Origin of the sequence: Streptomyces sp. SLBN-31 (genome assembly GCF_006715395.1) — a bacterium.
Taxonomy (GTDB): Bacteria; Actinomycetota; Actinomycetes; order Streptomycetales; family Streptomycetaceae; genus Streptomyces.
This window is the reverse complement of sequence record NZ_VFNC01000001.1, coordinates 510604-528216: the sequence shown is the minus strand read 5'-3', so window position 1 is coordinate 528216 and position 17613 is coordinate 510604. Positions and strand designations below refer to the sequence as shown.

Annotated in this window: 14 protein-coding genes; 5 read left to right on the top strand and 9 right to left on the bottom strand. The window is 71.1% G+C overall.

The window, feature by feature from the left end; translation table 11 throughout:
• Window positions 1–519 precede the first annotated feature (519 nt).
• The 3 genes from typA to FBY22_RS02525 form a co-directional block, all read right to left on the bottom strand.
• The gene (gene typA / locus FBY22_RS02535; protein ID WP_142142261.1) at window positions 520–2427 is read right to left on the bottom strand and encodes a translational GTPase TypA; all 1908 of its coding nucleotides are present in this window, start codon (window positions 2425–2427) and stop codon (window positions 520–522) included.
• 154 nt (window positions 2428–2581) lie between these two features.
• Window positions 2582–3199, bottom strand: a complete 618-nt coding sequence (locus FBY22_RS02530; protein WP_142142260.1) for a hypothetical protein — start codon at window positions 3197–3199, stop codon at window positions 2582–2584.
• A gap of 123 nt (window positions 3200–3322) precedes the next feature.
• On the bottom strand, window positions 3323–5518 hold the full coding sequence (locus tag FBY22_RS02525) for an ABC transporter family substrate-binding protein (RefSeq protein ID WP_142142259.1): 2196 nt from the start codon (window positions 5516–5518) through the stop codon (window positions 3323–3325).
• Window positions 5519–5853: 335 nt separating this feature from the next.
• Here FBY22_RS02525 and FBY22_RS02520 point away from each other — a divergent pair, with 335 nt between their 5' ends.
• Genes FBY22_RS02520 through FBY22_RS02505 form a run of 4 tightly spaced genes read left to right on the top strand, consistent with a single transcriptional unit; the run spans window position 5854 to window position 9744 of the window.
• On the top strand, window positions 5854–6150 hold the full coding sequence (locus FBY22_RS02520; RefSeq protein ID WP_142142258.1) for a hypothetical protein: 297 nt from the start codon (window positions 5854–5856) through the stop codon (window positions 6148–6150).
• A 32-nt stretch (window positions 6151–6182) separates the two neighbouring features.
• A complete protein-coding gene (locus FBY22_RS02515) occupies window positions 6183–7004 on the top strand; it encodes a hypothetical protein (RefSeq protein WP_142142257.1) in 822 nt (273 codons plus the stop codon).
• Between the two features lie 23 nt (window positions 7005–7027).
• Window positions 7028–8971, top strand: coding sequence for a fumarate reductase/succinate dehydrogenase flavoprotein subunit (locus FBY22_RS02510; RefSeq protein ID WP_142142256.1), 1944 nt, complete (start codon window positions 7028–7030; stop codon window positions 8969–8971).
• Window positions 8968–9744, top strand: a complete 777-nt coding sequence (locus tag FBY22_RS02505; RefSeq protein WP_142142255.1) for a succinate dehydrogenase/fumarate reductase iron-sulfur subunit — start codon at window positions 8968–8970, stop codon at window positions 9742–9744. The genes FBY22_RS02510 and FBY22_RS02505 overlap by 4 nt, the downstream gene beginning before the upstream one ends.
• 30 nt (window positions 9745–9774) lie before the next feature.
• Here the strand turns inward: FBY22_RS02505 and FBY22_RS02500 are convergent, their stop codons facing one another.
• Complete coding sequence (locus FBY22_RS02500) at window positions 9775–10869, bottom strand: glycosyl hydrolase family 18 protein (protein ID WP_142142254.1); 1095 nt, start codon at window positions 10867–10869, stop codon at window positions 9775–9777.
• Between the two features lie 97 nt (window positions 10870–10966).
• Here FBY22_RS02500 and FBY22_RS02495 point away from each other — a divergent pair, with 97 nt between their 5' ends.
• On the top strand, window positions 10967–12352 hold the full coding sequence (locus FBY22_RS02495) for a hypothetical protein (protein ID WP_260844698.1): 1386 nt from the start codon (window positions 10967–10969) through the stop codon (window positions 12350–12352).
• A gap of 64 nt (window positions 12353–12416) precedes the next feature.
• Here the strand turns inward: FBY22_RS02495 and FBY22_RS02490 are convergent, their stop codons facing one another.
• The 5 genes from FBY22_RS02490 to FBY22_RS02470 form a co-directional block, all read right to left on the bottom strand.
• The gene (locus FBY22_RS02490) at window positions 12417–15128 is read right to left on the bottom strand and encodes a SpoIIE family protein phosphatase (protein ID WP_142142253.1); all 2712 of its coding nucleotides are present in this window, start codon (window positions 15126–15128) and stop codon (window positions 12417–12419) included.
• A gap of 256 nt (window positions 15129–15384) precedes the next feature.
• On the bottom strand, window positions 15385–15792 hold the full coding sequence (locus FBY22_RS02485) for an ATP-binding protein (protein WP_260844956.1): 408 nt from the start codon (window positions 15790–15792) through the stop codon (window positions 15385–15387).
• A gap of 125 nt (window positions 15793–15917) precedes the next feature.
• Window positions 15918–16310, bottom strand: a complete 393-nt coding sequence (locus tag FBY22_RS02480; protein WP_142142251.1) for a (deoxy)nucleoside triphosphate pyrophosphohydrolase — start codon at window positions 16308–16310, stop codon at window positions 15918–15920.
• Between the two features lie 24 nt (window positions 16311–16334).
• On the bottom strand, window positions 16335–16526 hold the full coding sequence (locus FBY22_RS02475) for an SPOR domain-containing protein (protein WP_142142250.1): 192 nt from the start codon (window positions 16524–16526) through the stop codon (window positions 16335–16337).
• Between the two features lie 304 nt (window positions 16527–16830).
• Entirely contained in the window at window positions 16831–17583 is a 753-nt protein-coding gene (locus FBY22_RS02470) for a GntR family transcriptional regulator (RefSeq protein ID WP_142142249.1), read from the bottom strand.
• Window positions 17584–17613 lie beyond the last annotated feature (30 nt).

Genomic DNA, 17613 nt, shown 5'->3' with positions numbered 1-17613 from the left:
CGCGTGACCCGTTGATCCGAGCTCTACGCGCCTAACTATCTGCCATGCGCCGTGGCCGAACCACACCCACAAGGTCTCGGTTCGATCACACCTGACGCGTACATCTTCCAAAATCCGGACAAAGGGTTTGCCGAAAGATCCCTGCGAAACGGACTTGTTACACACCTATCGGACCCGCATGTCCGTATACCGGACGCGGAGGGCATGAAAATTCGCTTGCGGATCCGCAGCGGCTGTGTATCGACGCCGACAGCTCCTCCGCCCGCACGGCTTCCGGCCAACGGACCTGCGCCGTAATGCCGTTGAACGGCATTCACAGGGGGAGCAAAGGACCACACTGCCAGCAGGGTAATGCGGCCACTTCCGCGTTTTGCCGATCCGGAACCAGAAGTAGGGTTTTCCCTATCCCTGCGTCTGCGCCCCTGCATCGCCGACCCCGCATCCCGGTGGCCCCGTCACAACGCGAAACCGGGCGCCCCGCCTCGCGGAACGCCCGGCAACGTCGTACGACGGCCCGGATCAGCCGTGCTTGGCCCTGCTGGCCGCGCGGGCGCGCTCGCGGGCGTCCAGGTTCACCTTGCGGATGCGGACGGCCTCCGGGGTCACCTCGACGCACTCGTCGTCGCGGCAGAACTCCAGCGACTGCTCCAGCGACAGCTTGCGCGGCGGCACGATCGACTCGGCCACGTCGGCCGTCGAGGACCGCATGTTGGTGAGCTTCTTCTCCTTGGTGATGTTGACGTCCATGTCGTCGGCGCGGGAGTTCTCGCCGACGATCATGCCCTCGTACACCTCGGTGCCGGGCTCGACGAACAGCACGCCGCGCTCCTGAAGGTTCGTCATGGCGAAGGCCGTGACGGCACCCGCGCGGTCGGCGACCAGAGAACCGTTGTTACGGGTCTGCAGGGTGCCGAACCAGGGCTCGAAGCCCTCGTGGATGGAGTGCCCGATGCCGGTGCCGCGGGTCTGGGTCAGGAACTCGGTCCGGAAGCCGATGAGTCCGCGCGAGGGCACGACGAACTCCATGCGCACCCAGCCCGAGCCGTGGTTGGACATGTTGTCCATCCGGCCCTTGCGGACGCCCATGAGCTGCGTGACCGCGCCCATGTGCTCCTCGGGCACGTCGACGGTCATGCGCTCGACGGGCTCGTAGACCTTGCCGTCCACGTCCTTCGTCACGACCTGCGGCTTGCCGACCGTCAGCTCGTAGCCCTCCCGGCGCATGGTCTCCACGAGGATGGCCAGCGCCAGCTCACCACGGCCCTGGACCTCCCAGGCGTCGGGGCGCTCGGTCTCCAGCACGCGCAGGCTGACGTTACCGACCAGCTCCCGGTCCAGCCGGTCCTTGACCTGACGGGCGGTCACCTTGCGGTCCTTGACGGCCGCCTTGTTTTCTGCGCCCTTGCCGGTGCCGCCACGGCCGACCAGCGGCGAGGTGTTGGTGCCGATGGTCATGGAGATCGCGGGCTCGTCGACCGTGATCAGCGGCAGCGGGATCGGGTTCTCCGGGTCGGCCAGCGTCTCGCCGATCATGATGTCCGGGATACCGGCGACGGCGCAGATGTCACCGGGGCCGGCCTTCTCGGCCGGCTTGCGGGTCAGCGCCTCGGTCATCATCAGCTCGGAGATGCGGACGTTGGCGATGGAGCCGTCCCGCTTGATCCAGGCGACGGTCTGGCCCTTGCGCAGCTCACCCTGCTCGACGCGGAGCAGAGCGATACGGCCGAGGAAGTTGTCGGCGTCCAGGTTGGTGACGTGGGCCTGGAGCGGGGCGTCCTCGTCGTACGTGGGGGCCGGGATGTGCTCCAGGATGGTGGAGAAGAACGGCTCCAGGCTGGTGGAGTCCGCCGGCACGGTGCCGTTCTCCGGCTTGGTCAGCGAGGCGATGCCGTCACGGCCGCAGGCGTAGACGATCGGGAACTCGATCTGCTCCTCGTCCGCGTCCAGGTCGAGGAAGAGGTCGTAGGTCTCGTTGACGACCTCGTCGATGCGGGAGTCCGGGCGGTCCGTCTTGTTGATGCACAGGATGACGGGCAGGCGCTGCTGGAGCGCCTTGCGCAGCACGAACCGGGTCTGCGGGAGCGGGCCCTCGGAGGCGTCGACGAGGAGGACGACACCGTCGACCATCGACAGACCGCGCTCGACCTCGCCGCCGAAGTCGGCGTGGCCGGGGGTGTCGATGATGTTGATGGTGATGACGTCCCCCCCGTCCTTGGGGTGGTACTTCACCGCCGTGTTCTTGGCGAGGATCGTGATGCCCTTCTCACGCTCCAGGTCGTTCGAGTCCATCATGCGGTCGTCGACCGAGTCGAGCTGGTGGGCGGCGAAGGCACCGGCCTGCTTCAGCATTCCGTCGACGATGGTCGTCTTGCCGTGGTCGACGTGGGCGACGATGGCGACGTTACGGATGTCGTGGCGCGTGGCCATGAAGGCGTACTCCTGGAGTGTGAGGAAGGCCAGCACGTACGTCGGTGATACGCGGACCCTGCCGGGCTGGACACGCCACGGCCTCACCCCATGGTACGGGGCATCGGGGTGAGGGGCCTCCGCGGGCCGCCGGGGGCGGCGCCGACGGGCGGTATCAGGCGTCCTTCGTGGCCTTGGATCCGTCCGGGCACGTCTGGCGGGCGGCCGTCCGTCCGGAGGCCCGGTCCGCGGGGCCGTCGGAGCAGGACATGAAGCCGCTTCCGCTCTTGTCCCAGGTGCGGACATGGCCCCTGACCGGCGCGTCTCCCCCGCAGGTGTACGTGAAGTCGGCGTCCACCAGACCGATCCACGACCAGGAGTAGTAGGCGCCCTTCAGGTCGCCGGTGGCCGCCTCGAAGTAGTGGTCGGCTTCGGCGTCATCCGTCTCGGACGGACCGGCGAGGGGTTCACTCACCTTCAGATGCGCGCCCAGCGCCTTGATCACTCCGGCCGCGCCGGCGCCTGCCGGCACGCCGGTCACCGTGGGCCGGTGGACGGCGTCGCCCACGGGCTTGAGGTGCGCCCGGTAGGACGCCGTCTTCTTCTTGAAGGAGACGGGGGCGCCGAGCGCGGTCAGCCGCTCGGTGCGCCGGACGCCCGACCAGGCGTACGTCCCCTTCGAGCAGGCCTTCGTCCCCTGCGTGCTCTCGCCCCCGGTGCAGGCGGTCAGTCCCGCCGCCAACGTCACCGCGACCAGCCCCGCCGCCCACGTCCCCCGTGTGATACCCCGCACGTCCTGTCCCCGTTCCCCCGTGCGCGGACGTCCGGCGCCCGCCGCATGATCAATAGTGACTCATGCTGCGGGCGCCGGACGGTCACGGCAAGCGATTTGAGCCAACCCTGAGCTACCGCCCCCTCACCCCTTCGGCGACCCGCTCGGCGACGGCTTCGCTCCCTTCTTCAGGAAGCCCATGTCCTCGTAGAGCGGGGTCCGGAAGCCGAAGGCGCCGGTGTTGACGAGGGTTTTGCGGGCCGCCGCCAGCTGGGGACGCTGGTAGAGGGGGATGGAGCCGGCCGCGGCCCAGATGCGGGAGTCGGCCTTGCGGAGCAGGGCGTGGTTCTCACCGCTGTCCAGCGCGGCCGCCGCCTGGTCGAAGAGCTGGTCGACCTGATCGGTGCCGACGCGGGTGTAGTTCTGCTCGACGTTCAGGGAGCCGTCGGCGGCCGGGACCGGCTTGGCGTAAATGGGCCGGGCGTCGGTCGCGGGGAAGGCGGACGCGGGCCAGGAGTACAGGGCGAGGTCGTACTCGCCGCTGGCGATGTGGTCCTTGAAGTAGCTGTCGTCGGAGACCTTGCTGATGTCGGTACGGATGCCGACCCGCGCCAGCATGCGGCCGATCCGGTCGGCGACGGTGCGCAGGCTCTCGGAGCCGGGGCCGGAGGGGATCACGAAGCGCAGGACGAGCGGCTTGCCGTCCTTGGCGAGCAGACCGGAGGAGGCACCGGCCGGCGCGGCCGTGCCCTTGGGGGCGTAGGCGCCGGCCGCGCCGCCCTGCCGCAGGTGTCCGTCGCCGTACTGCTTGCCGTCGGCGAGGTGCTTGGCACCGTCCTCGCCGCCGCGCTCCTTGCGGTCGTCCGCCTTGTTGTCCTCGCCGACGATGTAGGTGCCGTCGCCGTCCTCGGACCTTTCGCGGGCCTTCTTGCTCTGGGGGCCCGCGGCCTTGTCGCCCTTCTTCTTCTGCGGCTTCACGGGGCCGCCGCGCACCCATCCGGCGTCGGCGAGCAGGGCCTGCGCCTCCGCGGTGTCCTGGCCGCCGACGGCGCCGCTGTTGTCGGCGTAGGCGGCCTGTCCGGCCAGCGCGAGGTGGCTGCCGACCGGCTGGGCGGGCAGCCCGAGCGGCTTGAGGACTGCCGCGGCGAGGGCCTTGCGGTCCAGGGCGCGGGCGACGGCACGGCGGACGCGCTCGTCGGCGAGGGGGCCCGCGGAGCCGTTGAGGGCGAGCTGGGTGTAGGCGGGCTCCAGCGATTTGCGGACCTCGAAGCCGCGCAGGTTCGCCTGCTTCTCGTACCGCTCGAGCGTGCGAAGCCGCTTCTTCAGGGCGCGCAGCCGGCTGTCGGACAGTTCGTCCTCGTGGGCCCGCGTCCAGGAGCGCAGCGACTTGGCGGAGAGCCGCCCGCCGCCGGGGCCGAGCAGCGGGGACGAGCCCTGCAGGGGGGTGCTCGTGCCCTTGGACCGTGCCGCGAGGTCGATGCGTTCGGCGCCGGCGGGGTCGATCTCGGCCAGGTCGATCTTCCCGGCGGCCAGCGCATCGGCGCGCTTGTCGAGCGCTACGGCCTCGAGGTCGATCTCGGAGAGCTTGGCGGGGCGCCCCCACCAGCGCGGGTTGCGCACGAGGGTGACCCGCTCGGCCTTGCGGTCGACCTTCTTGACGGCGAACGGCCCCGCGCTGACCTTGAGCGCGCGGCGGGCCCCGTCGTTGAAGGAGTCGGGGGTGCCCATGACGTCCTTGGGGTACAGCGGCGAGAACAGCGACTGCCAGTCGGCGTACGGCCGGGCGAAGGTGACCTTGACCTGGAGGTCGTTGGCTCCGCGCTCGATCTTCTCGATGCGGTCGTAGCCGGCGTTGCGGGCGGTCCAGTAGGCGCCGTCCTTGCCGGACAGGGCGCGCCACTGGGCGGCGAAGTCGGCGGCGCCGATCTCGCGGCCGTCGCTCCACACCGCCTGCTGGTTCAGCCTGTACAGCACGACCTGCTTGGGCTCGGTGTCGACGACCTTGGCGGACTCCAGGTAGTCGGCGTTGCGCACCGGCCGGCCGGCCGCGTCCTGCCGGTACATGGACGGCAGGACGGCCTGGGCGATCCGGCCGGTGACGGTGTCGGCGTCCGCCTGGAAGGTGTTGAGGGTCTCCGGCACGTCGTCGACGGCCCAGCGCAGGGTGCCGCCGTCGGCGACCAGGGCACGGGCGGCGGGGGCGATGTCCGGCTCGGCGAGCGGCTTGCCCGCCTCGTCGTCGGAACCGCATCCGGCGAGCAGGGGCACCGCCAGGGCGCCCGCGGTGAGGAAGGCGACCGATCGCATCACTGCGCGCGGTCCGACGCCGTCGTGGGACATCTCTGGTTACCTCCGGGGAGCCGCTCCCGCCCAAGCCACGAATAAGGCTTCTGATCACATTTGGCGGTATTTTGGTGTTGATCAGATGTACGGCCCCACTGAAGAGGAAAGGGTTCGCCTGCCGGGGGCGACACGGCGACGGGGCGGCCAAGGCCACCCGATGGGCGCAACGCGCATCCCGGCGCACAAGAAGCGCCTGCGGGCGTGCACTGGAGGCGTGCAATCCGCCAATCGCTGCACATCCCTTCCCACCGACAGGTGTGACGCGCAACACTCGCAGGCGCATGAACGTTGCCACCTGAGGCCCGCAGGGCCCAAGGAAGTGAGGTCACGTCATGTCCGTGCAAGACGACCTGACGTCAGTCCAGCGCTGCCTCGACGACCTGAGCCGGTCGGTGGGCCGCCTGGAGCAGCAGCTCGGCAGCGGTGGCCTGGACATACGTCGTGTCCGCGCCGACGCGGACCATCTGCGGGAGAGCGTCGCGCTGCTGCGCGCGTCGGCCACGCTCCAGGCCTCCCCCCGCAAGCCCGAGCTCGTCACGATCCCCGACCAGCCGTACGACGACACTCAGTGGACGGACTGCGACGACGAGGGTCTCGGCGCGCACCACGGGCCCGAACACCGCCGCTGAGCAGCACCCCCGAAACCGACCGGAGTCAAGAATTGGCCACTGGTACGGAACCACATCTGAACAGCGGCGGCGTACGCACCGGTACGCGCGCCGCGATCGGCGCACCGCACCTGCGCACCGACCGCTGGTGGCTGGCGCCTGCCGCCACCGCGGCCGGTCTGCTCGCCTTCATCGTCTACTCGACGTGGCGGGCGTTCGCGAACGCGGACTACTACTCGGCGCCGTACGTCTCGCCGTTCTACTCGCCGTGTCTGGCGGAGAACTGCAGGGACATGCCCTCGGGCCCCAACGCCGACCTCTTCGGCAGCTGGTGGGCGATCTCCCCGGCGATCATCATCCTGATCTTCCCGCTGGGCTTCCGCCTGACCTGCTACTACTACCGCAAGGCCTACTACCGGGGCTTCTGGGCCTCGCCCCCGGCCTGCGCGGTCGCCGAACCGCACAAGAAGTACACCGGCGAGACCCGCTTCCCGCTGATCCTGCAGAACATCCACCGGTACTTCTTCTACGCGGCGATCCTGGTTGCCGGCGTGCTGACCTACGACACCGTGCTGTCCTTCCGCGACACGGACGAGAACTGGGGCCACATGGGCCTCGGGACGGTCGTCTTCCTGATCAACATCGTGCTGATCTGGGCGTACACGATCTCCTGCCACTCCTGCCGGCACATCGTCGGCGGCAAGCTCAAGCACTTCTCCAAACACCCCGTGCGCTACAAGGCGTGGCAGTTCGTCGGGAAGCTCAACGCCCGGCACATGCTGCTCGCCTGGGCGTCGTTGGTGAGCGTGGCACTCGCCGACTTCTACGTCTATCTGCTCGCGTCCGGTGCCTTCGACGATCCGCGCTTCTTCTGACTGAGATGAGTGGGGCCTAACTGATGTCCGTGGTCGACCGCCAGGAGTGGGACGTCGTCGTGGTCGGCGCCGGGGGCGCGGGCCTCCGGGCCGCCATCGAGGCGCGCGAGCGAGGCGCCCGTACGGCCGTGATCTGCAAGTCGCTGTTCGGCAAGGCGCACACGGTGATGGCCGAGGGCGGCATCGCGGCCGCGATGGCCAACGCCAATCCGCACGACAACTGGCAGGTCCACTTCCGCGACACCATGCGCGGCGGCAAGTTCCTCAACCAGTGGCGGATGGCCGAGCTGCACGCCCAGGAGGCCCCGCAGCGGGTCTGGGAGCTGGAGACCTGGGGCGCGCTCTTCGACCGTACGAAGGAAGGAAAGATCTCCCAGCGCAACTTCGGCGGCCACGAGTACCCGCGCCTGGCGCACGTCGGCGACCGGACGGGCCTGGAGCTGATCCGCACGCTCCAGCAGAAGATCGTCTCCCTGCAGCAGGAGGACCACCGCGAGACCGGCGACTACGAGTCCCGGCTGAAGGTCTTCCAGGAGTGCACGGTCACCCGGATCCTCAAGGACGGCTCGCGCGTCTCCGGTGTCTTCGCGTACGAGCGGGAGACCGGCCGCTTCTTCGTCCTCGAGGCGCCCGCCGTCGTGATCGCCACCGGTGGCATCGGCAAGTCCTTCAAGGTGACGTCGAACTCGTGGGAGTACACCGGCGACGGCCATGCGCTGGCGCTGCTGGCGGGCGCGCCCCTGCTGAACATGGAGTTCGTGCAGTTCCACCCGACGGGCATGGTCTGGCCGCCCTCGGTGAAGGGCATCCTCGTCACCGAGTCGGTCCGCGGTGACGGCGGGGTGCTCAGGAACTCCGAGGGCAAGCGGTTCATGTTCGACTACGTCCCCGACGTCTTCAAGGAGAAGTACGCGGAGTCGGAGGAGGAGGGCGACCGCTGGTACGAGGACCCGGACAACAACCGGCGGCCCCCGGAACTGCTGCCGCGTGACGAGGTGGCGCGCGCGATCAACTCCGAGGTGAAGGCCGGCCGCGGCTCGCCGCACGGCGGTGTCTTCCTGGACGTGTCGACGCGTATGCCGGCCGAGGTCATCCGGCGCCGGCTGCCGTCGATGTACCACCAGTTCAAGGAGCTGGCGGACGTCGACATCACGGCGGAGCCGATGGAGGTCGGGCCGACCTGCCACTACGTGATGGGCGGCATCGCCGTCGACTCCGACTCGGCGGCTGCGCGCGGGGTCCCCGGCCTGTTCGCGGCCGGCGAGGTCGCGGGCGGCATGCACGGCTCCAACCGCCTCGGCGGCAACTCCCTGTCCGACCTGCTGGTCTTCGGACGCCGGGCCGGCTGGCACGCGGCCGAGTACGCGACCGGACCGGCCGAATCGCGCCCGGCGGTGGACGACGTGCAGGTGGACACGGCGGCGGCGGAGGCGCTGCGGCCGTTCTCCGCGGAGGGCCCGGCGCCGGGCGAGGACGACGGCAGGCCGCCGGAGAACCCGTACACCCTGCACCAGGAACTCCAGCAGACCATGAACGACCTGGTCGGCATCATCCGTCGCGAGGGCGAGATGGAGCAGGCCCTCGAGAAGCTCGCGGAGCTTCGCGTACGGGCCCGCCGGGCCGGCGTCGAGGGGCACCGCCAGTTCAACCCCGGCTGGCACCTCGCACTCGACCTGCGGAACATGCTGCTGGTCAGCGAGTGCGTGGCCCGGGCGGCGCTGGAGCGCACCGAGTCGCGCGGCGGCCACACCCGCGAGGACTTCGGGGCGATGGACCGCAAGTGGCGCAACATCAACCTGCTGTGCCGGCTGACCGACCCCACGGGCGGGCTGGCCGCGACGGACCCCGTCCGCGGTCAGATCGAGCTCACCCGCGAGACCACCGACCCCATCCGCGCCGACCTGCTCGCCCTCTTCGACAAGGAAGAGCTGGTCAAGTACCTCGCCGAAGAGGAGCTGTACGAGTGAGCAGCTACAAGGCCCGCTTCAAGGTGTGGCGGGGCGATGTCAAGGGCGGCGGCCTGGAGGACTTCGAGATCGAGGTCAACGACGGTGAGGTGGTCCTCGACATCATCCACCGCCTCCAGGCCACCCAGGCGCCCGACCTGGCGGTCCGCTGGAACTGCAAGGCGGGCAAGTGCGGTTCGTGCTCCGCCGAGATCAACGGACGTCCGCGGCTGATGTGCATGACCCGGATGTCGGTGTTCACGCCGGAGGAGACGATCACCGTCACCCCGCTGCGCGCCTTCCCGGTGGTCCGGGACCTGGTGACCGACGTGGGCTTCAACTACCAGAAGGCCAGGGAGGTCCCGGCCTTCGTGCCGCCCGCCGGTCTCGGCCCCGGCGAGTACCGGATGATGCAGGAGGATGTGGACCGCTCGCAGGAGTTCCGCAAGTGCATCGAGTGCTTCCTGTGCCAGGACACCTGCCATGTCGTGCGCGACCACGAGGAGAACAAGCCGGCGTTCGCCGGGCCGCGCTTCCTGATGCGGGTCGCGGAGCTGGACATGCACCCGCTGGACGCGGCCGCCGACAACGGCCTCGACCGCAAGAAGACCGCCCAGGACGAGCACGGTCTCGGCTACTGCAACATCACCAAGTGCTGCACAGAGGTGTGCCCCGAGGGCATCAAAATCACGGACAACGCCCTGATCCCCCTGAAGGAGCGGGCCGTGGACCGCAAGTACGACCCCCTGGTGTGGCTGGGCTCGAAGATCAGGAGACGCTCCGCAGCGGACTGAGGGAGCGCCCGGGTCGACGGACCGTACGGCTCACCGGACCCAGTCCTCCTCGTACGCCGTCCAGTCCGCCTCCGTCGCCGCGAAGTCGACGTACAGCGCGACACCGAAGGCGGGGCGGTGTGCGTCCGTGCGGGACAGGCCGAGGCGGACACCGCGGACGGCGGCGGGGACGGTCTCGGCACGCGCCCAGTGGCCGAAGCGGTTCTCGTGGTAGAAGGGCAGGCCCATCAGGAGGTCGGTGGAGTCCGGGGTGACCTCCAGGGCCAGCGAGGTCTGCTGCGCCACATAGCCGCCGTACAGGCTCTGCGTCGGCTGCATCGTGTCGTACGACATCACGGCGATCTGGTCCACCCGGCGCGCGACCTGCCCGAAGTACGCCTGCGACCACCACTTGGGGTGGCCGGTGACCGTGCCCCAGAAGGAGTGGAAGCCGGGCAGCGGGTCGATCTGGTGGGCGGCGACGGAGAGCACGGCGCCATGGGCGTGGGTGACGCGGTGCAGCGCGTCCAGGAGGGTGAGGTAGTTCCGGTCGCCGGAGTGCAGGGGCTCCAGGTCGAAGTGCGCGCCGGCGAATCCGGCGGCCAGGATCTGCCGGGTGGAGGCGACGACGGCCGCGCGGGTCGCCGGGCGCTCCAGATGCATCGCGTACGGCTTCTCGGGGGCGACCTCGTCGCCCAGCCAGGCCTGCACGCGCAGCCGCGGCGCCTTTCGCCGCAGGCTGTCGACGAGCCGACGCGCCTTCGGGTAGGCCGACTCCGGCAGTGTGCCGTCGTGTTCCAGGGGACCGGCGTGGACGTACAGGTCGCGCACGCCGGTGTCCCGCAGCCGGCGCGCGAGGGCGGTGACGTCCGCGTCGGTCCTGCGCCCGTCGACCCAGGCGTGGCCGAGCCAGAGGGCGTCGCGGTCGCGGGTGCGGGTGCCCTCGGCCGGATCTCCCGTGTAGTTCACGCGCAGGGTGGCCTCGGCGGCCAGCAGCGGGAGGAGCACGGCGAGGAGGACACCGACCGTGATCCGACGGACCCGACGGGCCCAGCGGGGCCATCGGGGGAACCGGGGCCGGAGGTTCCAGCGGCGGCGTCCCGTCACCTCCTCGCCGGTGTTCTCCGTGCGTTCCGCGGTGTCCATCCCGTCTCCCCCCTCGCCCGTCCCGGTGCGCCGCCCCTCCGCCGCCCCGGACGCATACCGGTCGCGGGCCCGCATTCCTGCCCATACGCTCCGAAATGTGACGTCATCCTTGATCCGGGGACGGCCGCGGCGGGCCACGCCGTCCCACATACCCGTGCGGGTCGTGCCCACCCTGGTGGGCGGACTGGCCGGGGTGGTGTGGCTGGTGCTGCCGGGGATGACGATCAACGCCGCCGTCCCGGTTCCGGACACACGTGCGCATCCGCCGGCCGCGAGCGCGAGCGCCGCCGTGCGGGACGAGACGTCGGCCACCGATCTGGTGCTGCCGCTGGCCGCCGTGGGGGCGGCGGGGATACTCGCCGGCTACGGGTACGTACGGCGCCTCCGCCGGGGCCGGACCCGTACGACACCCGCCGGGGGCCACCTGGTGCCCGCCGCCCTGCCCGACCCCTCCGAACTGGACGGACGCACGCGCGAGTTGCTCGCCGAGGCGGACGACCGGGTGCGGGCGGCCGGGGAGGAACTCGATTTCGCCGGTGAACGGGCGGGCGCCGAGGCCGTCGCACCCTTCGCGCGGGCGCTGGAGAGCGCCGAGGCCGAACTCTCCGCCGCCTTCCGGATGCGGCAGCGGTACGACGACGGGGTCCCGGACGACGACACAGCCCGACGGCACACGCTCGCCGGGATCGTCGGCCGGTGCACGGAGGCGGTCCGGCGCCTGGACGCGGAGAGGGAGGCGTTCGACCGGCTGCGCGCTCTGGAGAGCGACGGGCTGGGGTCGGCGCTGGAGATCGCGGAGGCCCGCTTCCGGGACCTCACCGGCCGTATCGCGGCCGCGGAGGCGACCGTCGCCGGCCTCACCGGCCGCCACGGCCGCACCGCGACCACCTCCGTCACCGGCCACGTCGAGCAGGCCAAGGACCGTTTGGTGTCCGCCACGACCCGCCTCAACCAGGCCCGTCAGAGCTCCGACCTGGGCGAGGCGGAGCAGGCCGCGCAACACCTTCGTACCGCCGAGGAGGACATCGCGCTGGCCGCGTCGCTCGTCACCGGCATCGACCGCCTCGAGTCGGCGCTGACCTCGGCCGCGTCCCTGGTTCCGGCCGCGCTCACGGGCGCGGAGGCGGCACTCGCCGGGAGGCCGGACCCCGCGGCCGACCGGGTGCTCGCCGCGGTGCGGGAGGACCTGACCGGCGGGCCGTACGATCCGCTCGACGCCCTGCGGCACATCGTGCGGGCGGCCGGAGCACCACGGGACGGTGTGCTGTCTGCCGCCGCGTGGCTGGTCGCGCGCACCTCCGTCAGCACCGCGGACGACTTCGTCATCACGCACCGAGGACTGGTGGGCGCCGAGGCCCGCACCCGCCTGGCGGAGGCCCGCAGGCTCCTCCTCTCCGAACCGCCGACGGCGGACACGATGGCAGTCCTGGCCCTGAAACTGGCGGAACAGGACACCCGCCGTTCGCCCCAGGCGCCCCCTTAGGGGGGCGGGGAACTGCGCGACCAGCCACAACGGACCCGCACGCGCTGCGACGACCGGATGTGTCTCAGAACAGGCTCAGCAATGCCTCCGCCGGGTCCGTGAGCCCCGTCTCCCCGTCCGGCAGCGGCAGTTCGAACCAGACCGTCTTGCCCCGCGGGGTCCGCCGCGATCCCCAGGCCGCGCTCAGCAACCCCACCAGCTGGAGCCCTCGGCCGCCCTCGTCGGTGTCGCGGGCCCGCCGCCGGCGCGGCTGCACCAGCCCCGAGTCCCACACCTCGCACACCAGGGTCCGGTCGAGCAGCAGCCGCAGCCGGATCTCCCCCTCGCCGTACCGCAGGGCGTTCGTCACCAGCTCACTGACCAGCAGTTCCGTCGTGTCGACGAGCGGCTCCAGGTCCCACGACAGCAGCTGACCGCGCGCGTACTCCCGTGCCCGCCCGACACTGCGCGGCTCGCGCGGCAGCGTCCAGTCGCCGACGGAGTCGGCCGGCAGGCCCTGGACGCGGGCCATCAGCAGGGCGATGTCGTCCTCGCCGTGGTGGGTGTCGAGGGTGTTGAGGACGTGGTCGCAGACGTCCTCCAGTGGGCGGGCCGGATCGGTCAGGGCGCCGACGAACGCCTGGAGACCCTCGTCCAGGGGGTGATCGCGGCTTTCGACCAGTCCATCCGTGTAGAGCGCGAGGAGGGCGCCCTCGGGCAGTTCGACCTCCACCTCCTCGAAGGGCTCCCCGCCCACGCCCAGGGGCATCCCGGGCGGCACGTCCAGCATCAACGCGTCCTCGCCCGGCTCGACCAAAACCGGCGGCAGATGCCCCGCGTTGGCGAACGTGCAGCGGCGCGTCACCGAGTCGTAGACCGCGTACACGCAGGTCGCGAGATACACCTCGGAGAGGTCCGCCTCGCGCGGGCGGCGGGCCGCGCGGGTCGCCTGCTGGACCCCGCCCGGCGCGCCGAGGCCCCGGGCGATCTCGTCCAACGCGCTGAGCACCTCGGCGGGTTCGAGGTCGAGCAGGGCGAGCGTCCGGACCGCGGACCGGAGTTCGCCCATGGCCACCGCGGCGCGCAGCCCGCGGCCCATGACGTCGCCGACGACCAAGGCCGTGCGGTGACCGGGCAGTTCGATGACGTCGAACCAGTCGCCGCCGACCTCGCTGGGGCGGTCGGAGGAGGAGTTGCCGGGCAGGTAGCGGCAGGCGATGTCGAGGCCGGCGGCGACCGGGTCGCCCGGCGGGAGCAGGGAGCGCTGCAGTATCAACGCCCGTTCGTGCTCGCGGCGGTACAGGCGCGCGTTGTCGATGCAGACCGCGGCCCGGGCCGCCAGCTCCACCGCCAGATCGCGGTCCCGGTCGCCGAACGGCTCGCTGCCCTTGGTCCGGGCGAACTGGGCGAGTCCCACGACGGTGTCGTGGGCGACCATCGGGACGGCCAGGGTGGACTGGACGAGGCCGCCCTCCTCGGCGGGCACCAGCTGGGGGCGGGCGGTGCGCAGGGCGTCCGCGCAGGGTGAGTTGAAGGGGTAGTGGTGGACGGCGCCGACCGCGACGGGCGGCCCGGAGCCGATGAAGGGGGCGTCGGAGACCGCGCTGGCGAAGGCGACCCGGCGCAGCTCCGCGCTGCCGTCGGCGAGGCCCGGCGGTGTCTCGTCGCCGGCCAGCAGGCCCTGGTAGAGGTCGACCGTGGCGAGGTCGCAGAAGCCGGGGACGACGACGTCGAGGAGTTCGCGGGCCGTGGTCTCGAGGTCGAGGGAGTTGCCGATGCGGGCGCCGGCCTCGTTGAGAAGGGCGAGATTGCGCCGTGCGGCGGCCGCCTCGCGGGCGGCGGCGCGACGGGAGGTGATGTCGATTCCGAGCCAGGCGATACCGATCGGGCGTCCGGAGCCGCTGTGCACCCGGTAGAGGTTGACCGACCAGTGCCGGCGTTCCTCCGAGCCCGGCAGGAAGCCAGTGACGTGCATGTCCGTGATGGAGTCGCCGGTCTCCAGGACCCGGCGCAGGGTCGCGGCGACGCGTTCGGCCTCTGGGCTGCGCAGGTAGTCGTGGACGCCGCGGCCGCGGTGGTCCTCGGGCGAGCTGCCGTAGGCGCCGCCGAAGGTCTGGGCGAACTGCTGGTTCGCGCGGCGGATCCGCAGATCGGGGTCGATCAGCAGGAAGCCGAAGGGGGATTGACCGAAAATCGACTGCGACGCGGCGAGGTCGGTCTCGATGCTGCGCAGGGTGCGCACGTCGACGACGATGCAGACGGCGGCCTTCTCGCCCTCCTCGGTCCGCGTCGGCATGACGTAGACCTCGGCCAGGCCCTCCTTCTCGTCCGCTTCCCCGGCGGTCCCGGGCGTCCGGAACGGCACCACGCCGGTCCACTCCCGGCCGTCGAGGATCTCGGCCATCTTGCGCTGGCCGTGTTCGCGCAGGTCGGGGTCGACGAACGCCTTGATGGGGTCCATGCCGAGGGCGCGCCGGGCGGGGATGCCGAAGAGCTGCTCGGCGCGCAGGCTCCACTGGTCGACGAGGCCGTCGGGGCCGATGGAGAAGGACGCGACCTTGATGTAGTCGTAGATCGAGCCGGGCGGGCTGCTCTGCCACATGGCGTCGGCGGTGGGCTCGTCCCCGAGGCCGGTGTCGCGGGTCGCCCTGTCCGGGGAGGACGCACCGGACGAGGTCGGCCCGGGCCCGCCCGTCGTCGCGCGGATGGTGGACGCCGCGGCATCGCCCGCGGCGCTCCTCCTCGCGCCGTCCGACGGGTCCTCGGACTCCGTGGCCTTCGCTGGTATCTCGCTCACGCGAACCGTCCCCTCCAGCTCACCGCGCCCGGCACCGGTCACCGGGGGCGGCTGCCCGCAGTATCCAGCACTACGGCGCCGCACAACACGGTGTTCACGATCACAGCACGTTCCCGGCGGTTTTCGGTCCCGGCCGTGACAACACTTCCAGTCTTCTAACCAGCGGACACGGCGTCGAACCCACTCTCCTCCAACCGTCGACGGGGCCCGTCCCGCGACCGACACGGAGGGCGCCCGCGTACAGCGTCCGCAGGCCCTATCCGGGGACCGCCAGTTCGAACCACACGGTCTTGCCCGACTGTCCGGGCCGGGTACCCCAGCGACGGGATGAATGAGCGACCAGTTGCAGGCCGCGGCCGCTCTCGTCCTCGGGGTGGGCGGCGCGCTCGCGGGGCGGGTCCGGGAGCGGGTCGGAGACCTCGACGAGGAGCACGCCGGGCAGGCCGGCGGGCCGGACGAGACGGACGCCGATGGGTCCGGTGGCGTGCCGCAGGGAGTTGGTCACGAGTTCGCTGACCAGCAGGGCCGTGAGGTCTCCCAGGGTGTCCAGGGCCCAGCTGTGCAGTTGGCCGCGAACGGCGTGGCGGGCGGTTCTGACCGCGCCGGGCTGGGCGGGGAAGCTCCACTCGGCGCAGTCGCCGTCGGTGTCGATCACGCCGATCACTTCCCGGGCCAGATACACCCCATGTCCGGTTTCTTGGGGTTAATGGGCACATACCCGATATCGAGGGGCGAGTACCGTCAAGTGGGGCGCACTGTGGCACGAACGGCGCAGAAGAGATGTGGGGCTCAGCCGGCGGTCACCTGGCGGACCGCCTCCACGTCCTGGTCGAGCCAGTCGACGTCCCAGATCTCGTCCGGTCCGAGCCAGCGCAGTTCGTCGTGATCCTGGAGCGGCTTGGGTGCCGGGGAGCCGGAGAGCAGACGGGCCGTCCAGACCTGGAGGACGTACGGCGGCTTCAGCGGCCACTCGCCCGTCACGCGCGCCAGGGCCTCCGCCTCGACGCCCAGTTCCTCGCGCAGTTCCCGCACCAGGGCCGCGTCGGGCGTCTCGCCCCGCTCCACCTTGCCGCCGGGGAGTTCCCAGCGTCCGGCGAGGGCGGGGGGCGCGCTGCGGCGGGCGGCCAGGAGGCGGGGGCCGTCGAACAGGGCCGCACCCACCACCACGATCCGATCCGTCATGCGCGGGAGCCTACGGCACCGGGATCAGTTGACCGCGCTCGCTCCGTTCTGGCCGATCCGCTCGACCCAGTAGAGCTGTTTGTGACCGCGGTCGTCGAGGCTGTCCGCGATCTTCTGGGCCTCCGCGCGAGTCGCGTACCGGCCCACTCGGTAGCGATTGCCGTTGTCGTCCTGTCGTATGACGAGCCAGGGAAGAGTGATCGTGCCGTCGTTCACCGCGCTCCACCGCCCCCGCCCGCTGAGGAAACCGCAATCCGCATATGCCCGAGCCTACGCCTTCGCTTCACGCAGCGAATACGGCTTTTCACAAAGAGGTACGCAACCGGCCAGACCGAAGGGGGCGCACGACGCCGGATGCGCCGTCCGTGAGGGGCGACGCATCCGGTCAGGGGCACTCCGGACAGGAAGGGAACCACCTGCGAAAACGGCCAGATTCCACCGGCGCGCGGGCGGCCCTGGGCACCACCGGAGCAGACCTCCAGGGGGGCGCTTCCGGCGGTAACAGCCGTAAAGGTGTGCGCTACTTCACCGGCAGGTGGTACGCGACCCGGTAGCGGTCGGCCGGGACGACCACGTCGGCGGTCTCGACGGGGCGGCCCGAGGCGTAGAAGGTCCGCTGGACGACGAGGACGACATGGCCGGGCACTCCGCCGAGGGCGAGGAGTTCCTCGGCGAGGCCGGGGCGGGCGCCCACCTCCTCGGTGACGTTGTCGACGATCACGTCGATCGCCGCCATGCGCTCGACGACGCCCATGCCGCCGAGCGGGCCCTCCTCGGGCAGCATCACCGGGGTGCGGCCGGTAACCGCGAGGGGCTCCCAGGAGGTGGAGAGCATCATCGCCTCGCCGGCCTCCCGGAAGACGTACCGGGTGCACATCACCCGGTCGCCGGGCTTGATGGACAGCCGCTCGGCGATCGCGCCGCCGGCCTCGGTCTGCTCGCTGCGGGACTCCCAGGTGCCGCGCGCATCACCGTCGGCCTGCTCCTGCCGGAAGGGCGTCGCCCCGCCCGACGGACGGAAGCCGGAGCGGGCGATGCTGCGGGGCACCGGCCGCTCGCGGACGTACGTGCCCGAACCCGAGCGGCCCTCGACCAGACCCTCGGCCATGAGGACCTTGCGCGCCTCCAGGGCCACGGTGTCCGAGACGCCGTACTCCTCGCGGATTCTCGCCTGGGAGGGCAGCCGGGTGTGGGGTGGCAGTGAACCGCTGACGATCTTCTTGCGGAGATCACCCGCGACACGCAAGTACGCCGGCTGCTCACCGAAAGTCACTGGCCACTCCCATCAGGTTGTACAGACAGC

What these genes read in the sequence shown, in the direction of transcription:
- typA (WP_142142261.1), bottom strand. Translation starts at nt 2,427, where the DNA reads ATGGCCACGCGCCACGACATCCGTAACGTCGCCATCGTCGCCCACGTC.
- FBY22_RS02525 (WP_142142259.1), bottom strand. Translation starts at nt 5,518, where the DNA reads ATGTCCCACGACGGCGTCGGACCGCGCGCAGTGATGCGATCGGTCGCC.
- FBY22_RS02520 (WP_142142258.1), top strand. Translation starts at nt 5,854, where the DNA reads ATGTCCGTGCAAGACGACCTGACGTCAGTCCAGCGCTGCCTCGACGAC.
- FBY22_RS02510 (WP_142142256.1), top strand. Translation starts at nt 7,028, where the DNA reads ATGTCCGTGGTCGACCGCCAGGAGTGGGACGTCGTCGTGGTCGGCGCC.
- FBY22_RS02500 (WP_142142254.1), bottom strand. Translation starts at nt 10,869, where the DNA reads ATGGACACCGCGGAACGCACGGAGAACACCGGCGAGGAGGTGACGGGA.
- FBY22_RS02480 (WP_142142251.1), bottom strand. Translation starts at nt 16,310, where the DNA reads ATGACGGATCGGATCGTGGTGGTGGGTGCGGCCCTGTTCGACGGCCCC.